The organism is Actinomadura atramentaria DSM 43919 (assembly GCF_000381885.1).
GTDB classification, from domain to species: domain Bacteria; phylum Actinomycetota; class Actinomycetes; order Streptosporangiales; family Streptosporangiaceae; genus Spirillospora; species Spirillospora atramentaria.
This window is the reverse complement of sequence record NZ_KB907215.1, coordinates 227,635-243,127: the sequence shown is the minus strand read 5'-3', so window position 1 is coordinate 243,127 and position 15,493 is coordinate 227,635. Positions and strand designations below refer to the sequence as shown.

The 15,493-nt window shown below is 71.8% G+C and carries 18 protein-coding genes; 15 read left to right on the top strand and 3 right to left on the bottom strand.

Annotated elements, in window-relative coordinates:
- Positions 1–8: 8 nt before the first annotated feature.
- The 6 genes from G339_RS0120510 to pstB all read left to right on the top strand — a co-directional run bounded on the left by G339_RS0120510 (position 9) and on the right by pstB (position 6,460).
- Positions 9–470 carry a nuclear transport factor 2 family protein gene (locus G339_RS0120510; RefSeq protein ID WP_019632944.1) on the top strand — a complete coding sequence of 154 codons (462 nt, stop codon included), beginning with the start codon at positions 9–11 and terminating at the stop codon, positions 468–470.
- A 913-nt stretch (positions 471–1,383) separates the two neighbouring features.
- Complete coding sequence (gene mshD, locus G339_RS0120505) at positions 1,384–2,247, top strand: mycothiol synthase (RefSeq protein ID WP_051107908.1); 864 nt, start codon at positions 1,384–1,386, stop codon at positions 2,245–2,247.
- A gap of 335 nt (positions 2,248–2,582) precedes the next feature.
- Positions 2,583–3,680, top strand: coding sequence for a phosphate ABC transporter substrate-binding protein PstS (gene pstS / locus G339_RS0120500; protein ID WP_019632942.1), 1,098 nt, complete (start codon positions 2,583–2,585; stop codon positions 3,678–3,680).
- Between the two features lie 101 nt (positions 3,681–3,781).
- The gene (gene pstC, locus G339_RS0120495; RefSeq protein WP_019632941.1) at positions 3,782–4,777 is read left to right on the top strand and encodes a phosphate ABC transporter permease subunit PstC; all 996 of its coding nucleotides are present in this window, start codon (positions 3,782–3,784) and stop codon (positions 4,775–4,777) included.
- The gene (pstA, locus tag G339_RS0120490; RefSeq protein WP_019632940.1) at positions 4,774–5,649 is read left to right on the top strand and encodes a phosphate ABC transporter permease PstA; all 876 of its coding nucleotides are present in this window, start codon (positions 4,774–4,776) and stop codon (positions 5,647–5,649) included. The genes pstC and pstA overlap by 4 nt, the downstream gene beginning before the upstream one ends.
- 34 nt (positions 5,650–5,683) lie before the next feature.
- The gene (pstB, locus tag G339_RS0120485) at positions 5,684–6,460 is read left to right on the top strand and encodes a phosphate ABC transporter ATP-binding protein PstB (protein WP_019632939.1); all 777 of its coding nucleotides are present in this window, start codon (positions 5,684–5,686) and stop codon (positions 6,458–6,460) included.
- A 714-nt stretch (positions 6,461–7,174) separates the two neighbouring features.
- Here the strand turns inward: pstB and G339_RS0120480 are convergent.
- Positions 7,175–7,891 carry a winged helix-turn-helix transcriptional regulator gene (locus G339_RS0120480; RefSeq protein WP_026341624.1) on the bottom strand — a complete coding sequence of 239 codons (717 nt, stop codon included), beginning with the start codon at positions 7,889–7,891 and terminating at the stop codon, positions 7,175–7,177.
- Between the two features lie 236 nt (positions 7,892–8,127).
- Between G339_RS0120480 and G339_RS0120475 the strand changes: the two genes are divergently transcribed.
- The 7 genes from G339_RS0120475 (at position 8,128) to G339_RS0120450 (ending at position 11,683) form a co-directional block, all read left to right on the top strand.
- Positions 8,128–8,388, top strand: a complete 261-nt coding sequence (locus G339_RS0120475) for a MoaD/ThiS family protein (protein WP_026341623.1) — start codon at positions 8,128–8,130, stop codon at positions 8,386–8,388.
- Positions 8,389–8,553: 165 nt separating this feature from the next.
- The gene (locus G339_RS0120470) at positions 8,554–9,246 is read left to right on the top strand and encodes an LmeA family phospholipid-binding protein (protein WP_019632936.1); all 693 of its coding nucleotides are present in this window, start codon (positions 8,554–8,556) and stop codon (positions 9,244–9,246) included.
- A 60-nt stretch (positions 9,247–9,306) separates the two neighbouring features.
- Positions 9,307–9,732, top strand: coding sequence for a TlpA family protein disulfide reductase (locus tag G339_RS0120465; RefSeq protein ID WP_019632935.1), 426 nt, complete (start codon positions 9,307–9,309; stop codon positions 9,730–9,732).
- Between the two features lie 128 nt (positions 9,733–9,860).
- On the top strand, positions 9,861–9,926 hold the full coding sequence (locus G339_RS41145) for a putative leader peptide (protein WP_353819285.1): 66 nt from the start codon (positions 9,861–9,863) through the stop codon (positions 9,924–9,926).
- Positions 9,927–10,035: 109 nt separating this feature from the next.
- Entirely contained in the window at positions 10,036–10,473 is a 438-nt protein-coding gene (locus tag G339_RS0120460; RefSeq protein WP_019632934.1) for a DUF4395 domain-containing protein, read from the top strand.
- A complete protein-coding gene (locus G339_RS0120455; RefSeq protein WP_019632933.1) occupies positions 10,470–11,309 on the top strand; it encodes a sulfurtransferase in 840 nt (279 codons plus the stop codon). The genes G339_RS0120460 and G339_RS0120455 overlap by 4 nt, the downstream gene beginning before the upstream one ends.
- A gap of 65 nt (positions 11,310–11,374) precedes the next feature.
- Positions 11,375–11,683 carry a DUF1416 domain-containing protein gene (locus tag G339_RS0120450; RefSeq protein WP_019632932.1) on the top strand — a complete coding sequence of 103 codons (309 nt, stop codon included), beginning with the start codon at positions 11,375–11,377 and terminating at the stop codon, positions 11,681–11,683.
- Positions 11,684–11,747: 64 nt separating this feature from the next.
- On the opposite strand, the gene G339_RS0120445 is transcribed toward G339_RS0120450, so the two are convergent.
- Together G339_RS0120445 and G339_RS0120440 are read right to left on the bottom strand one after the other, a co-directional pair.
- Complete coding sequence (locus G339_RS0120445) at positions 11,748–12,077, bottom strand: hypothetical protein (RefSeq protein WP_051107902.1); 330 nt, start codon at positions 12,075–12,077, stop codon at positions 11,748–11,750.
- 155 nt (positions 12,078–12,232) lie between these two features.
- On the bottom strand, positions 12,233–13,450 hold the full coding sequence (locus G339_RS0120440; RefSeq protein ID WP_019632930.1) for a S8 family peptidase: 1,218 nt from the start codon (positions 13,448–13,450) through the stop codon (positions 12,233–12,235).
- 319 nt (positions 13,451–13,769) lie between these two features.
- Here G339_RS0120440 and G339_RS0120435 point away from each other — a divergent pair, with 319 nt between their 5' ends.
- Together G339_RS0120435 and G339_RS0120430 are read left to right on the top strand one after the other, a co-directional pair.
- The gene (locus G339_RS0120435) at positions 13,770–14,066 is read left to right on the top strand and encodes a hypothetical protein (RefSeq protein ID WP_019632929.1); all 297 of its coding nucleotides are present in this window, start codon (positions 13,770–13,772) and stop codon (positions 14,064–14,066) included.
- Between the two features lie 25 nt (positions 14,067–14,091).
- A complete protein-coding gene (locus tag G339_RS0120430) occupies positions 14,092–15,390 on the top strand; it encodes a WXG100 family type VII secretion target (RefSeq protein ID WP_026341622.1) in 1,299 nt (432 codons plus the stop codon).
- The last annotated feature ends 103 nt before the right edge of the window (positions 15,391–15,493 follow it).

The window sequence follows — 15,493 nt, the reverse complement described above, 5'->3', positions numbered from 1 at the left end:
GGGGAGCTGTGCCCGAAGATCGTCCGCCCGTCCCACCATTCACGCGCGAAACCGCCCAGCAGAAGGTCCAAGCCGCTGAGGACGCGTGGAACACCCGCGACCCGCACCGCGTCGCATCGGCCTACACGCCGGACTCCCAGTGGCGGAACCGGGACACGTTCATCAGCGGCCGGGACGAGATCATCGCCTTCCTGATCCGCAAGTGGGCACGCGAACTGGACTACGCACTGCGCAAGAGCCTCTGGGCGTTCGATGACGACCGGATCGCCGTCCGCTTCCAGTACGAGTGGCACGACGCGGACGGGCAATGGTGGCGGAGCTATGGCAACGAACTCTGGGAGTTCGACGAGCACGGCCTGATGCGACGCCGTGAGGCGAGCATTAACGACGTCGCCATCGAAGAAGCAGACAGACGCATCCACGGTCCCCGCCCGCAGACCGAACGCGAGATCGACATCCCGCTTCAATAGCCCCCGCCAGCAGCGCACCTGGCGGCTTCGAAACGCCGCAAAACCCCTGACCGCCGCCCCGCCTCGTCGCCCGAAACGGCCACCGCCCCTCCGCGACTCGCGGCTCGATCCAACAAACCCAGTCCGGGATCTGCGCAGCGGCTCGGCGCTGGACGGGGGCCATCCGACACCTCCCGACCTGACCCACCGCAGCTTGACCCGGCCCGGCGCGACGCGGGCGGTCCGGCTCCGCCCAGTCAGGCCCCCCAGTCCGGCCCGGCGATCCGGTCCAGTCCGGCACTGTCCGGCTTGGTGTGGTCCTGTACGGTCCGGCGCGGCTTGTCGCGGTCGGTCCGGTCCGGCGCCGCTCAATCCGGCACTGCGCGGGTCGGTTCGGCGCGGTTCGGCTTGTCGCGGTTCGGTCGGCGCGGCGCGGCGCAGTGCGGCGCGGTCTAGCGCGGCCCGCCAAGCCCGGCACGCCGCGACCCGGCCAGGGCGGCGCGATGCGGCCCGGGGCATTCCAGTGCCCTGCAGCCCGGCGCGGCGCAGGGGCGCCCCGCCATCACCACGCCGCATGGCCGCCGACCGTCCGGACCGCGCGGCACGGCCCGCGTGGCGCGGCCCGGCCCCGGACGTGCGGCACGTCCGGCCCGGCCCGGCCCGGTGGCGCAGCCCGGTCCAGCGCGGCCCGGTCCAGCGCGGCCCGGACCGCGTAGCGTGGTCCAGCCTCGGACGTACGGCGCGGTCCGGCGCGGTCCGGCGCGGTCCGGCGCGGTCCGGCGCGGGGCGAGGCGGCGGGGGGCGGCGGGGGGCCGGGTGGTCCGGGGCGGTGCGGGGGATGCTGCGGGGTGGGCTGGGGTGGTTGGGCGGGTTCGGGATGCGTGGGGTGGGCTGGGGCGGTTCGGGACGGAAGGGCGGGCGTAGGGTGGCGATCATGGCTGAGGTTCGGGGGCTGCGGGCGGACGAGACCGACGACGCGCTGGCGCTGGCGGGCATCGCGGCCGCTGTGGACGGGGTCGGGCCGCTCTCGGAGCACGCGATGATCGCGCTTCGGGGCGGGCGGCCGGGCCGTGTCGTCCTGGAGGACGGCGCGGTCGTCGGTTACGCGCATCTCGACCCGGCCGCGGACGGCGAGGACGCGTCCGCCGAACTCGTCGTCCACCCGGCGCACCGCCGCCGCGGCCACGGCCGCGCGCTGCTGGACGCGGTTCGCGCCGACGCGGGCGGCCCGCTGCGCGTCTGGGCGCACGGCGACCTTCCGGCCGCCGCCGCGCTCGCCGAAGCCGCCGGGATGGAACGCGTCCGCGCGCTGTTCCAGATGCGCCGCCCCGCCGCCGACGCGCCGCCGACGCCGAGCCTCGCCGAGGGCGTGACCGTACGCACGTTCCAACCGGGCAGGGACGAGGAAGCCTGGCTCGGCGTCAACGCCCGCGCGTTCGCCCACCACCCCGAGCAGGGCTCATGGACCGCCGGCGACCTCGCCGACCGCGAGGCCGAGGACTGGTTCGACCCCGCCGGGTTCTTCCTCGCGGAACGAGACGGCGACCTCGTCGGCTTCCACTGGACGAAGATCCACCCGGACGGCCTCGGCGAGGTCTACGTCGTCGGCGTCGACCCGTCCGCGCAGGGCCTCGGCCTCGGCCGCGCCCTGACCCTCGTCGGCCTGCACCACCTGCGCGACCGCGGCGTCCCGTCCGTCCTGCTGTACGTGGACGAGTCCAACGCCGCCGCCGTCCGCCTCTACGAATCCCTCGGCTTCACCCGCCACGCCGTGGATGTCATGTACGGAACCCCCTGACGAGACCGGTCGGTCGCCTCCGCGATCCCGCCGAGCCGCCCGGCCCGCCGGAGGCCGGAGCGGGCCGCAGGTGTGTCCCCTGAGTGTCTGGAACGTAGGGAAATCGGGGGGTTCGTGGCGGTCTGAGCTGGGCGTTCATCTGGCGGTCACGGGACGGCGGGGCATTCTTCGGCGGCCTCGCGGTTTCCGTTCATGTCCCGTTCATCTGGATCGGGGGGTCTGGTCACTTCGCCTGCTTAGCGTCCTTTGTGACGGCGCACCCCGGCCGCGGACACCCGTCCGCAACCCGCCCCGGAGGCGCCGCTGACGAAGCAGACTCAAGAGGAGACCCTCCGGTGAAGAACGGTTCCCGGCTCGCCGCCCTCGGCGGCGTCGTCCTGGCGGGGGCGCTCGCCCTGACCGCCTGCGGCAGCGACGACAACGGCGGCACCACGGCCGCTCCCTCGGGCGACATCGACTGCGCGAAGGGCACCGTCAACGCTGCCGGGTCCAGCGCGCAGAAGAACGCGGTCGAGGAGTGGACGAACGAGTACGCGCGGCAGTGCGCGGGCGCGGGCCTCAACTACAACGCCAACGGCTCCGGCGCCGGCATCCAGCTCTTCAACCAGGGCCAGGTCGCCTTCGCGGGCTCGGACTCGGCGCTGAAGCCGGAGGAGGCCACCGCGGCCAAGACCCGCTGCGCGGGCAACGACGCGTGGAACCTGCCGATGGTCGTCGGCCCCGTCGCCGTCGTCTACAACCTCGACGGCGTGGACGGCCTGAAGCTGTCCCCCGAGACGATCGCGGGCATCTTCGCCGGGAAGATCAAGACCTGGAACGATCCCGCCATCGCCAAGGAGAACGCGGGCGCCAAGCTGCCGAGCACGGCGATCAAGACCGTCTACCGCGCGGACGAGTCGGGCACCACCGAGAACTTCACCAAGTACCTCAAGGCCACCGCCCCCGGCGTGTGGACCTGGGAGCCCGCCAAGAAGTGGCCGAACGGCACCGGCCAGGGCGCCAACAAGTCCGACGGCGTCAGCGCGCAGGTGAAGGGCACGGCCGGGACCATCTCCTACGTCGAGATGTCCTACGCCGAGAACAACAAGCTCCAGACCGCGCAGGTGAAGAACGGCGCGGGCGAGTACACGGCGCTGTCGGCCGACAGCGCGTCCAAGGCCGTCGCCGGCGCCCAGGTCGTCGGCACCGGCAACGACCTCGCGCTGAAGATCGACTACACGACGAAGGAGGCCGGGGCCTACCCGATCGTCCTCGTCACCTACGAGATCGCCTGCTCCAAGGGCCTGCCCGCCGACCAGGCGAAGTTCGTGAAGTCCTTCCTCACCTACACCTCCGGCGCCGCCGGGCAGAAGGCGCTGACCGGCCTCGGCTACGCGCCGATCCCGGACAGCGTCCTCACCAAGGTCCAGGCATCCGTGAAGGCGCTGTCCTGACCGAGGGGACCGGCGACCGCCGCCCCGCCGCCGCCGACGGACCGTCGGCCGGGCGGCGGGGCCGCGGGCCGTCACCCCGCCGGACCGCAGAAGGAGATCCCGTGACCAGTGAGACCGGCGTGGAGAGCAGCGCGGACCGGGCGGAGTCCGTCCGCGCCGGGCACCGCGCGCGCATGCCGAAGAGCACCGGGCGCGTCGGCGACCGCGTGTTCGCGTCCGCCGCGCGCGGCTCGGGCGCGCTCGTCCTGGCGATCATCGTCGCCATCGCCGCCTTCCTGGTCTGGAAGGCGGTCCCCGCGCTGCAGAAGGACCAGGCGAACTTCCTGACGTCGCAGGCGTGGGACCCCAACGCGGCCACGCCCCGGTTCGGGATCGTCCAGCTCGCGTTCGGGACGGTCGTGTCGTCCCTGCTCGCCATGCTGATCGCGACGCCCGTCGCGGTCGGCATCGCGCTGTTCATCGGGTTCTACGCGCCGCGCCGCCTCGGCGGCCCGCTCGGCTACGTCGTGGACCTGCTCGCCGCGGTGCCGAGCATCGTCTACGGCCTGTGGGGCCTCGCGGTCCTCGCGCCGCACATGGAGGGCGTCAGCAAGGGCCTGAACGCCGCGCTCGGCTGGATTCCGATCTTCGGCGGCGACAGCCCCGGCAAGAACTCGGTCTTCACCGCGTCGATCGTGCTGGCGATCATGATCCTGCCGATCATCTCCTCGCTGTCGCGGGAGGTGTTCCTCCAGGTCCCGCGCGCGCACCTCGAAGCGTCGCTCGCGCTCGGCGCGACGCGCTGGGAGATGATCAAGATGTCGGTGCTGCCCTACGGGCGATCCGGCGTCATCGGCGCGTCCATGCTCGGCCTCGGCCGCGCGATGGGCGAGACCATCGCCGTCGCGATGGTCCTCACCTACGCGCCCGGCGTGAACATCCACCTGCTGGAGGACGGCGGCGCCACGTTCGCCGCGAACATCGCCAACAGCTTCGCCGAGGCGTCCGAGACCGGGCGCGGCGCGCTCATCGCCTCCGGGCTCGTCCTGTTCGTGATCACCCTCGTCGTCAACATGGCGGCGCGCGCGGTCGTGGCGCGTCGCAAGGAGTTCGCGTGAGTTCCTCCCTCGGGACGGTCTCGCCGGTCCGCCGGATCAAGGACCGCGCCGCCGCCGCCTTCGTCTGGATCGCGTTCGCGCTCGCGGTGATCCCGCTGGTGTCGGTCCTGTGGACGGTCGTCGCGCACGGAATCCACCGGCTGGACCCGACGTTCTTCAACTTCTCCATGAACGGCATCGCCGGCCGCGACGCGGGCGGCGGCGCCTACCACGCCATCATCGGGACGCTGGAGCAGGTCGCGATCACGACCGTCATCGCCGTCCCGATCGCCGTGCTCACCGCGATCTACCTCGTCGAGTACGGCGGGAACAGCCGATTCGCGCGCGTCGTGCGGTTCTTCGTGGACGTCATGACCGGCATCCCGTCGATCGTCGCGGGCCTGTTCGTCCTCGCGCTGTGGCTGCTGACGTTCGGGTTCCAGTACAGCGGCTTCGCGGGCTCGCTCGCGCTGACGATCCTCATGATCCCGACCGTCGTGCGGGCCGCCGAGGAGATGCTGAAGCTCGTCCCGAACGACCTGCGCGAGGCGTCGTACGCGCTCGGCGTGCCGCGCTGGCGGACGATCTGCTTCGTCATCCTCCCGACGGCGTTCACCGGCATCCTCACCGGCGTGATGCTCGCCGTCGCCCGCGTCATGGGCGAGACCGCGCCGCTGCTGCTGACGATCTTCTTCACCAAGGCCATCAACACCGACCCGTTCTCCGGGCCGCAGGGCTCGCTGCCCACCTTCATCTGGGACCAGGCGAGCGACCCCAACCAGAACGCGGTGAACCGCGCGTGGACGGGCGCGCTCGTCCTCATCGCGCTGATCATGCTGCTCAACCTCGCGGCACGGCTCGTCGCCCGCCGCTTCCGCCCCGCCGGTCGCTGACCACCCGAGCCCACCGAACAGGAGTCCCACCCCCATGGCCAAGCGGATCGAAGTCTCCGGGCTGCACGCCTACTACGGCGGCACCCTCGCCATCGAGGACATCTCGATGACGATCGAGCCGCGCTCGGTGACGGCGTTCATCGGCCCGTCCGGCTGCGGCAAGTCCACCTTCCTGCGGACGCTCAACCGGATGCACGAGGTCATTCCCGGCGCGCGCGTCGAGGGCAAGGTCATGCTGGACGACGACGACCTGTACGGCCCGTCCGTGGACCCGGTCGCGGTGCGGCGGACGGTCGGGATGGTCTTCCAGCGGCCCAACCCGTTCCCCACGATGTCGATCTACGAGAACGTCGCCGCCGGGCTCCGGCTGAACGGCGTGCGCGGCAAGTCCAAGCTCGACGACGTCGTCGAGGAGTCGCTGCGCGACGCCAACCTGTGGAACGAGGTCAAGGACCGGCTCGGCAAGCCCGGCGCGGGCCTGTCCGGCGGGCAGCAGCAGCGGCTCTGCATCGCGCGCGCCATCGCCGTCCAGCCGCAGGTGCTGCTGATGGACGAGCCGTGCTCCGCGCTCGACCCGATCTCCACGCTCGCCATCGAGGACTTGGTGGCCAAGCTGAAGAACCAGTTCACGATCGTCATCGTGACCCACAACATGCAGCAGGCGGCGCGCGTCAGCGACCGCACCGCCTTCTTCAACATCGCCGGGACGGGCAAGCCCGGCAAGCTCATCGAGATCGACGACACCAGCACGATCTTCACCAAGCCGCAGGAGCAGGCGACCGAGGACTACATCACCGGCCGCTTCGGCTGACCCGCCGCGCCGCGAAACGAAAGGCGCACGGCTCCGCCGCGCGCGGAGAAGCCAGCGCCGGGCGGGCCGGGGAAGCAGGACCGCGTGCGGTGCCCGCGCCACGAGGCTGCGCGCTTCGGAAACCCAAGCCGCATCCTTAGAAGGCGGCTGCCGCGAGACGCACGGCTGCGCTTCTGAAGCGCGCGTGTCGCTGAGGACGCACGGCTTCGCCGCGCGTGTCGGGGACGCGTCGGGAAGCAGGGCCGCGCGGGGTGTCCTCGCCGCTTGTCGCGCACGGCCGCGCGCGTCCGAAAGATCAGGGCCGCGCCGCGAGAAGCGCGTCCGGGAGCCCAGGGCTGCGCCGCGACAAGCGCGTCCGGGAGCCCAGGGCTGCGCCGCGACAAGCGCGTCCGGGAGCCCAGGGCTGCGCCGCGAGAAGCGCGTCCGGGAGCCCAGGGCTGCGCCGCGAGAAGCGCGTCCGGGAGCCCAGGGCTGCGCCGCGACAAGCGCGTCCGGAAGCTCAGGGCCGCGCCACGAGAACGCGTCCGGGAGCTTGGGACCGCGCCGCGAGAAGCGCGTCCGGGAGCTCAGGGCCGACGCCGCGAGAAGGCCGTCGCCGAGCCGCAGGGACCGAGAACCAACCCCCGTCAGGGCGTCGTTCGCCGCCGGGACGGCGATGGACCGTTCCGGGACCGCGGACCGGCGGTCCGGGCCGACCCGGACCGCGGGTCCGCGTCAGGTCGCGACCGGAGTCGCCTCCTCCGCCTCGCCCGGCCGGTGGTCCGGGACGAACCGGTAGCCCACGTTGCGCACCGTGCCGATCAGCGACTCGTACTCCGCGCCGAGCTTGGCCCGCAGCCGCCGGACGTGGACGTCCACGGTCCGGGTGCCGCCGAAGTAGTCGTAGCCCCACACCTCCTGGAGGAGCTGCGCGCGCGTGAAGACCCGGCCGGGATGCTGCGCCAGGTACTTCAGGAGCTCGAACTCCTTGAAGGTGAGGTCGAGGACCCGGCCGCGCAGCCGCGCGGTGTAGGTGGCCTCGTCGATCGTCAGTTCGCCGCTGCGGATCTCGCCCGGCACGTCCTCGGCCTCGCCGACCGCCGCCGCGCGGCCGACCGCGAGCCGCAGCCGCGCCTCGACCTCGGCCGGGCCCGCCGACTGCAGCAGCACGTCGTCCAGACCCCATTCGGGGCTGAGGGCGGCCAGGCCGCCCTCGGTGACGATCGCCAGCAGCGGGCAGTCCAGTCCGGTCGTGCGCAGCAGCCGGCACAGGCTCTTGGCCTGGACCAGGTCGCGGCGGGCGTCCACCAGCAGGACGTCGGCGGGCGGTGCGTCGATCAGCGCCGAGCCCTCCGCCGGGGCCACCCGCACCGAGTGCAGGAGCAGGCCCAGCGCGGGCAGGACCTCGTCGGAAGGTTCCAGTGCGTTGGTCAGCAAGAGCAAGCTGCTCAAGTGCCGCCTCCTCGCCGTGAAGGACGTGGCGTCCGGGCGGCTCATCCTCGGCCCGGCACGCGTGGCACTCGGCGCGAGGCGGGGTGGCCGTGTCGAGGCCGCGGATGAACTCCGTGGCCTCATCGCCCGGACACCTCAGCCCCGAGCATATCCGAGCGCCCCATCCGGGCAATGGGGTGCATTCCGATTGAGGTCACCCGGCCGTCACCCGGCCACCGGGATGAGATCCTGTGATCATGGCCAGCGGAACGATCCGGTACTGGGCGGCGGCGAAGGCCGCGGCGGGCACGGCGGAGGAGCCCTACGACGCCGCCACGCTCGCGGACGCGCTCGCCGCCGCGGCCCGCCGCGCCGGGCGGGACGACGTCTTCGCGCGCGTCGTGGCGCGCAGCTCCTTCCTGGTGGACGGCGACCCGGTCGGTTCCCGGCCGCACGCGTCGGTGGTGCTGCCGGAGGGCGGCGTCGTGGAGGTGCTGCCGCCGTTCGCGGGCGGCTGACCGCCCGTCCGCGGGTGGCCGACGTCACACCGGAATGGTCCCGCGAACCCATCGCGGCCCGCCGCGTCTCAGTCTCCGGGGTGACGCCCCCCGCCGGACGCCGCGCATAGGGTGTGGCGACCAGCGCCGCCGTCCCCCCGAGGACACACAGCCCCGAGGAGAGTCATGCGCAAGTTCCTGCTGGTCCTGCTGGTCCTGGTCGTGATCGGGCTGGTCGCGGCCGACCGCGTCGGCGTCCATGTCGCCGAGGACCAGATCAGCGACCGGGTGCAGGCCGAGTACAACCTGTCGTCGCCGCCGGACGCGACCATCCACGGCATCCCGTTCCTCACCCAGGCGGTCGGCGGGAAGTACGGCCACATCGAGGTGAAGATCGGCGACTGGACGCAGGAGGGCGTCACGGTCTCGGACGTGACGGTGGACATGGAGGACGTCCACGCCTCGCTGGACGAGCTGGCGGCGGGCAACGCCAGCAACATCGTCGCGGACAAGGCCACGGCGTCGGCGGTGATCCCGTACGCGGCGATCCGGAAGGAGGCGCCGAAGGAGGTCACCGGCATGAAGCCCGAGGGCGACAAGCTGAAGATGGACCTCCAGGGCGAGGTCCTCGGCTTCCGCCTCACCGGCGACGCGACGGTCAAGCTGAAGGCGACCGACAAGGGCATCGTGATCACGCCGGTGTCGTTCGGGAACAGCTCGCTGCAGATCCCGGTCGCCGCGCTGAGCTGGACGGTGCCGGTCACGAACCTGCCCGTCGGGTCGCGGATCAGCGGCGTCAAGGTGACGCCGGAGGGGCTGCGGGTGTCGGCGACGGCCTACCACGTGAACCTGTCCGAGGTGGAGAAGCAGGCCCCCTGACCTCGGTTGCATACCCTTCTTGTCGGGAACATCCCGATTCGTTGAGGGGTTGCACCGGGCATGACGGGACTCGTCGTGGCGTGCGCCGTGCTGGCGGCCGCCACGGTCTTCGGACTGGTGCGCCGCCGCCGCGACGGCGTGCTCCGCGAACGGACGGGAAGAGGAGCCGTGCCCGCTGACCGCGTCGCCGCCGCCGACCTCGGGGCCGAACTGGGGGAGCGCGCCACGCTCGTGCAGTTCTCCAGCGCGTTCTGCGCGCCGTGCCGCGCGACGCGCCGCGTCCTCGGGGAGGTCGCGGAGATGGTCGACGGCGTCGCGCACGTCGAACTCGACGCCGAGGAGCACCTCGACCTCGTCCGCCGCCTCAACGTGCTCCGCACGCCGACCGTCCTGGTGCTCGACGCGGCCGGGAACATCGTCCGCCGAGCCGCCGGCCAGCCCCGCAAGGCCGACGTCATCGCCGCCCTGGGTGTGGCCATCCAGTGAGACGGCCGTGAGTCGGCGCCCGCTGACCTGGGAGAAGTCCAAGATCTTCTGCTCGGATGCTGAGATGGAAGTGACAGAGTCCCGTTTGTCGGCTTACCATCGTGCTCGTGCGTTACTGGACAGAGCAGATGCTCACGAAGCGTCGCGCGGTCGACTTCTGCCGCGTGGCCGCCTCGCTCTGTCGTATGGCCTGAGGCTTCGAGCCCGCCACCCCCGAGCACCTCGCCCTTCGCCGACATCCGCCCGCATGCCGGGCGGCGGAGAACGAAAAGTACGCACCTCCTACCGCGCCGGGAGTCACTGATGCAGGTCGATCCGCGCGGGCAGCGCTTCGCCGCCGCCGTGACGTCGGTCGTCCTCATCGCCGTCCTGGTGAACGGGAATCCGGTGCTGCTCGCCGCTCAGGCCCTGGTGTTCGCACTTCCGACGATCTTCGGTCTGCGGTTCGCCCCGTACGGACTGGTCTTCAGACTGCTGGTCCGGCCCCGCCTGGGGCCGCCCGCGGAGACGGAGGACGCCCGGCCGCCCAGGTTCGCCCAGGGCGTCGGACTCGTCTTCGCGCTGACCGGCACGGTCGGATACGCACTCGGGATTTCCTGGCTCGGCACCCTCGCCACCGCCCTCGCCCTCGGGGCCGCCTTCCTGAACGCCGCGTTCGGGTTCTGCCTCGGCTGCGAGACGTACCTGCTGATCCGCCGTATCACCACGAAGAATCACTCCAACAGGGAGGTTCCCGCATGAGCCGCTCCGACGTCCTGGTGGACGCCGACTGGGTGGACGCCCACCTCGACGACCCGGGCCTGGTCCTGGTCGAGGTCGATGAGGACGTCTCCGCCTACGACAAGGGCCACATCCGCGGCGCCGTGAAGATCGACTGGAAGACCGAGCTGCAGGACCCGGTCCGCCGCGACTTCGTCGACAAGACGGGCTTCGAGCAGCTCCTGTCCTCGAAGGGCATCGCCAACGACGACCTGGTGATCCTCTACGGCGGCAACAACAACTGGTTCGCGGCCTACGCCTACTGGTACTTCAAGCTCTACGGCCACGAGAAGGTGCAGCTCCTCGACGGCGGCCGCAAGAAGTGGGAGCTGGACTCCCGCGAGCTCGTCGAGGACGTCCCGAGCCGGCCGGCCACCCAGTACCAGGCCAAGGACCAGGACCTGTCCATCCGCGCCTTCCGCGACGAGGTCGTGGACGCGATCGGCAAGCAGAACCTGATCGACGTCCGCTCGCCCGACGAGTTCAGCGGCAAGCTGCTCGCGCCGGCGCACCTGCCGCAGGAGCAGTCGCAGCGCGCCGGGCACGTCCCGACCGCGCGCAGCATCCCGTGGTCCAAGGCCGCGAACGACGACGGCACCTTCAAGTCCAACGACGAGCTGCGCGCCCTCTACACCGAGGCGGGCGTGGACCTCGGCAAGGACACCATCGCGTACTGCCGGATCGGTGAGCGCTCGTCGCACACCTGGTTCGCGCTGCGCGAGCTGCTCGGCCTGGAGAACGTCAAGAACTACGACGGCTCCTGGACCGAGTACGGCTCGCTGGTCGGTGTGCCGATCGAGCTCGGCGAGCCCAAGTAACACCCCTTTTCCCCGCGTCCCAGCGGAGTTCGTCCCGCCGTGCCAGGCGGAGAAGGAGAAACGTCATGACTCAGGGTTGCGCAGCGCCCGCGCAGACGGCGCACCTTCCTGCGACCGTCGACCTGAACAACGAGGCCGTCATCCAGGGCACCGTCACGCGCGACGGGGTTCCCGTCTCCAGTGCCTACGCCCGCCTGCTCGACTCGACCGGTGAGTTCACCGCCGAGGTCGTCACCGGCGACGAGGGCGTGTTCCGGTTCTTCGCCGCCGACGGCGACTGGACCGTGCGCGTGCTGGCCGCCGGCGGCGTGAGCGTGGACAACGCCGTCACCGCCAAGACCGGGGAGGTGGCGGCCCTGCAGGTCGCCATCTGATCCGCCGCCGCGAGGCATCGGGCCCCGTCCTCTCCGGAGGACGGGGCCCTTCGCGTTCCCGGGGTCAGCGGGAGATCTTCAGCTTCACCTCGTGGTCGGTGACCTTCTCGGCGGTCACGCGGAACGGGCCGATCTGCTGCGTCTGGCCCTGCGCGACGATTCCCTGGTCGCTGTTCACGCGGATCTGCGCCTGCGTTCCCTGGACGGCCTGGACCTCGACCGAGGCGTCGCCGAGCGAGTCGAGCGTCGTCGCGCCCGCGCCGTCCTTGAACGTGACGGTGCAGGACCCGTTCACGCAGGTGTGCGAGGTGCAGCTCGCCGCCGAGCTGAGGACGCCGCCGAGCGCGATGGCGGCGGCCACGGTGAGGTTGAGGGCTCTTCTGGGGTTGGCCATGCGCCGGGACGCTACTGGCCGGTCCGGCGTGGGGGCAATGAAATGGCAGGTTTTAGCCACTTGGGGCGGCGTTCGGGCTGAATCGTCGCTTGGCTGTCGTCAGCGCGCGGGCGACGTGTCCGACCGGCCGGTCCGCGAGCACCGGTCGCCGCCGATCAGCGGAAGCGGGACTCGTGCGCCGCCGCCTCGTCGGCGATGACGGCCCGGCCCGGCCGCCAGCCGCGCCGCCGCCCGAGCGGCAGGACGAGGCCGACCGCGACGACGACCCCGGCGAGGCCGATGCCGCCGCCCGCGATGCCGAACGCGATGCCGCGCGCCGTCGCGTCCACCTTGTCCGGGCCGATGACCTGCACCGGGGTGCCCGCGCCCGCGCCCGTCGTGCCGCCGCCCGCCGGCCCGTCGCCGGACGGCAGGACCGCGGTGACCGCCTCGTACGGGTTCACCATGCCGCTGCCGCTGCCCGCGCCCTTGCCGCCGTCGGCGGTGCGCTCCAGCCGCGCCCTGATCTGGCCGGGCGTGAGGTCGGGGTACGCCTGCTTGATGAGCGCGACGACGCCCGCGACGATCGGCGCGGCGAAGCTCGTGCCGTCCTTGGCGATGTAGTGGCCGTCCGCCGACGTCGTGATGATGTCCTTGCCGGGCGCGATGACCGTGACGGGCGTCTTCGGGTTGGAGAACTGCGTGATGGAGCCCGTCCGGTCCACCGCGCCGACCGTGATCACGCCCGGGTAGCCGCCCGGGTACATCAGCTCGGGCACGTCGCCGCGCTTGCGGTCCAGGTTGCCCGCCGCCGCGACGACCGGGATGCCCCGGTCCAGCGCGAGCTTCACGGCCGCGCGCAGCCGGGGGTCGTCGCCGATCGACTGCGTGGAGATGTTGATGACGTCCGCGTGCTTGGCCACCGCCTGGTCGATCGCCTTGGCGACCAGGCCGCTGTCGACGCCCGTGGACTGCGCCGCGAACTTGATCGGCAGGATCTTCGCGTCCGGCGCGACGCCGTAGAACGGGGTGACGCCGCGCTTGGCCGCGATCAGCCCCGCGACCTCGGTGCCGTGCCCGACGCAGTCGGCCGCGCCGGTCCGCGTGACGTCCACGGCGGGCAGCACCTGCCCGGCGAGCTGCGGGTTCGCGGCGTTGACGCCGCTGTCGACGACGGCGACGGTGACGCCCCGGCCGGTGGCCTTCTCGTGCGCGGCCTTGACGTTCAGCGTCTCCAGCCACCACGGTTCGGGCTCCTGGGCGAGCTGCGCCTTGCTGTACGCGCCCTGCTCGGGAGAGCAGTTGGCGGGCGCGCGCGGCGCGGCCTGCGCCGCCGGCGCCGCGACGAGCGGGGCCGCGCAGCCGATCAGCGCGGCGATCGCCGTCCACCTCATGTCCACAGCCTCCTGCCGGGGGAGTCACAGGCCGGATAGCACTTTAGGGGATATGTCGGTCAGACGGTTCGCGGTCTCCCACGGGCGGGTGACTGCGCGCGGTCCTTCCGCCTATTGTGTCGGACATCCCCCTGTTCTCCACCGAGTTGGACGACGATATGCGTTCCGCTCCCTCGTTCGGTCGGTCTCCGGTCGCGCCGCGGCGCGCCGTCCCACCGCGTCCGGAACGTCCGGGGGTGTCGCCGCGCCCAAGGCCCGAACCGCGGTCCCGCACGGCGCGATCAAACGACGGTGAGAGCCGGCCACCGGAAGGCAGCGCATGACGATCAAGATCGACCCCGAACGCATCGCGAAACACGGCCAGGACGTCCAGCAGATCCTGGCGGGCCCGTTCACCGAGGCCCGCAACGAGCTGAACGCCAACGGCACCGTCGAGGGCGGTGACTTCTCCGTCACCGGGACGGCGTGCGGCGTCGCGTACCCGATGGGCCTCCAGTTCGCTTTCGAGGACCTCAACACCCACCGCGACATGCTGGAGAACTTCAAGAAGGGCATCGACAACACCGCGAAGACCTATCGGGCGTCCGAGCAGTCGAGCACGATCCAGACCGTCTGACGCGACACCGCGGAAAGGAGCCCCGGTGGGGACTTTCAACGCCTACGACACGTTCATGGGGATCGCGACGACGGGCGCGGGAATCGCGTCGATCGACCTGCCGCCCGCGATTCCGATCAACATCGAGTTCAAGCTGTCCAAGGGCAATCCGAACAACCTCGAGACCGCCTCGCAGTCGTGGGACAAGACGGCGAAGAAGCTCCAGCAGACGGCGCAGGAGCTCAAGCAGTCGCTCGACGCGATCCCGGCCGACGCGTGGACCGCGCAGGACCGCGAGGCGTACGCGCGCAAGGTCCAGGAGTTCTGCCAGCAGCTCGACACGGTGTCGACGTACTGCGAGGCCGTCTCCAAGACGCTCTACGCGTACGCGGCGGCGCTGTTCATCTACGCGGGCTTCGCGATGGGCATGGGCACCAGCCTCGCGGCGCTCGCCGTCGCGTTCGCCGCGGCGGCGGCGGGGATCATCACCGCCGTCGCCTGCCCGGAGATCGAGGCCGCCGCCGCCGTCTGCCTGACGATCACGTCCGTCGCGACCGGCATCCTCGCCGCGGGCGCGACGATCGCCGCGATGGTCTTCCAGGGCGGCTCGCTGCTCGCGGCCGTCAAGGAGAGCACCCAGGGCAACAAGCAGGCGCTCACCGACTTCACGCAGGCGCAGGCGACCGGGTCGGCGGCGGCGCTGGCGAACCTCGGCCAGAACGCGGCCAACGCGGGCCTCGCCGTGCTGAACTCGCGCGGCGGCGCGGGCTCGCCGATCCAGAACGTCGACCTGGACGCCGACCGCAACGCCAACCACACCTGGAACGTCGGCGGCGGCGTGACGGCCGACGTCGGCGGCAACACGGTGACCGGCGGCGGGCACGTCAAGATCGGCGACCACGGCCTCGCGGGCGGCGACCTGTCGGGCAACTTCACCTCCAAGACCGGCCTGTCCGGGGGTGGGAACGTGGAGTACACCGACGAGGACGGCATCGGGCAGGGCCAGGGCGGCAGCGTCAAGTACGGCGTGAACGGCGGGTACGAGACGCCCGGCAAAGTCGGGTTCAACAACCCCGACCGGCCGCCGTCCGCGACCGGCGGCTACAACGACGGCGTCCCGATCCCGACCGGCGGTGTGAAGGTCGGCATCACCGGCCAGCACGACTTCGGGACGGGGCAGGGCAACGTGTCGGGATCGGTGAGCGGCCAGGTCGCCGGGGGCGACGTCGGCAAGCAGACCGAGACGTACAACTACGGCAACCCGAAGACGCCCACCTGGACCCACCAGACGGACACGCCCACCGGCACCACCAAGAAGCAGGACGAGACGCCGCCCTGGGATTGATTTTCTGTCGCCGTCGCCCGGGCGACCGGGTCCGTCTGGGCGATTGGGTTCGTTCGGGCGATTGGGTTCGTTGAGACGGCCGCGTCTGCTCGGGTGAATGCCT

What these genes read in the sequence shown, in the direction of transcription:
- mshD (WP_051107908.1), top strand. Translation starts at nt 1,384, where the DNA reads ATGGCTGAGGTTCGGGGGCTGCGGGCGGACGAGACCGACGACGCGCTG.
- pstB (WP_019632939.1), top strand. Translation starts at nt 5,684, where the DNA reads ATGGCCAAGCGGATCGAAGTCTCCGGGCTGCACGCCTACTACGGCGGC.
- G339_RS0120475 (WP_026341623.1), top strand. Translation starts at nt 8,128, where the DNA reads ATGGCCAGCGGAACGATCCGGTACTGGGCGGCGGCGAAGGCCGCGGCG.
- G339_RS0120470 (WP_019632936.1), top strand. Translation starts at nt 8,554, where the DNA reads ATGCGCAAGTTCCTGCTGGTCCTGCTGGTCCTGGTCGTGATCGGGCTG.
- G339_RS0120465 (WP_019632935.1), top strand. Translation starts at nt 9,307, where the DNA reads ATGACGGGACTCGTCGTGGCGTGCGCCGTGCTGGCGGCCGCCACGGTC.
- G339_RS0120460 (WP_019632934.1), top strand. Translation starts at nt 10,036, where the DNA reads ATGCAGGTCGATCCGCGCGGGCAGCGCTTCGCCGCCGCCGTGACGTCG.
- G339_RS0120455 (WP_019632933.1), top strand. Translation starts at nt 10,470, where the DNA reads ATGAGCCGCTCCGACGTCCTGGTGGACGCCGACTGGGTGGACGCCCAC.
- G339_RS0120450 (WP_019632932.1), top strand. Translation starts at nt 11,375, where the DNA reads ATGACTCAGGGTTGCGCAGCGCCCGCGCAGACGGCGCACCTTCCTGCG.
- G339_RS0120445 (WP_051107902.1), bottom strand. Translation starts at nt 12,077, where the DNA reads ATGGCCAACCCCAGAAGAGCCCTCAACCTCACCGTGGCCGCCGCCATC.
- G339_RS0120440 (WP_019632930.1), bottom strand. Translation starts at nt 13,450, where the DNA reads ATGAGGTGGACGGCGATCGCCGCGCTGATCGGCTGCGCGGCCCCGCTC.
- G339_RS0120435 (WP_019632929.1), top strand. Translation starts at nt 13,770, where the DNA reads ATGACGATCAAGATCGACCCCGAACGCATCGCGAAACACGGCCAGGAC.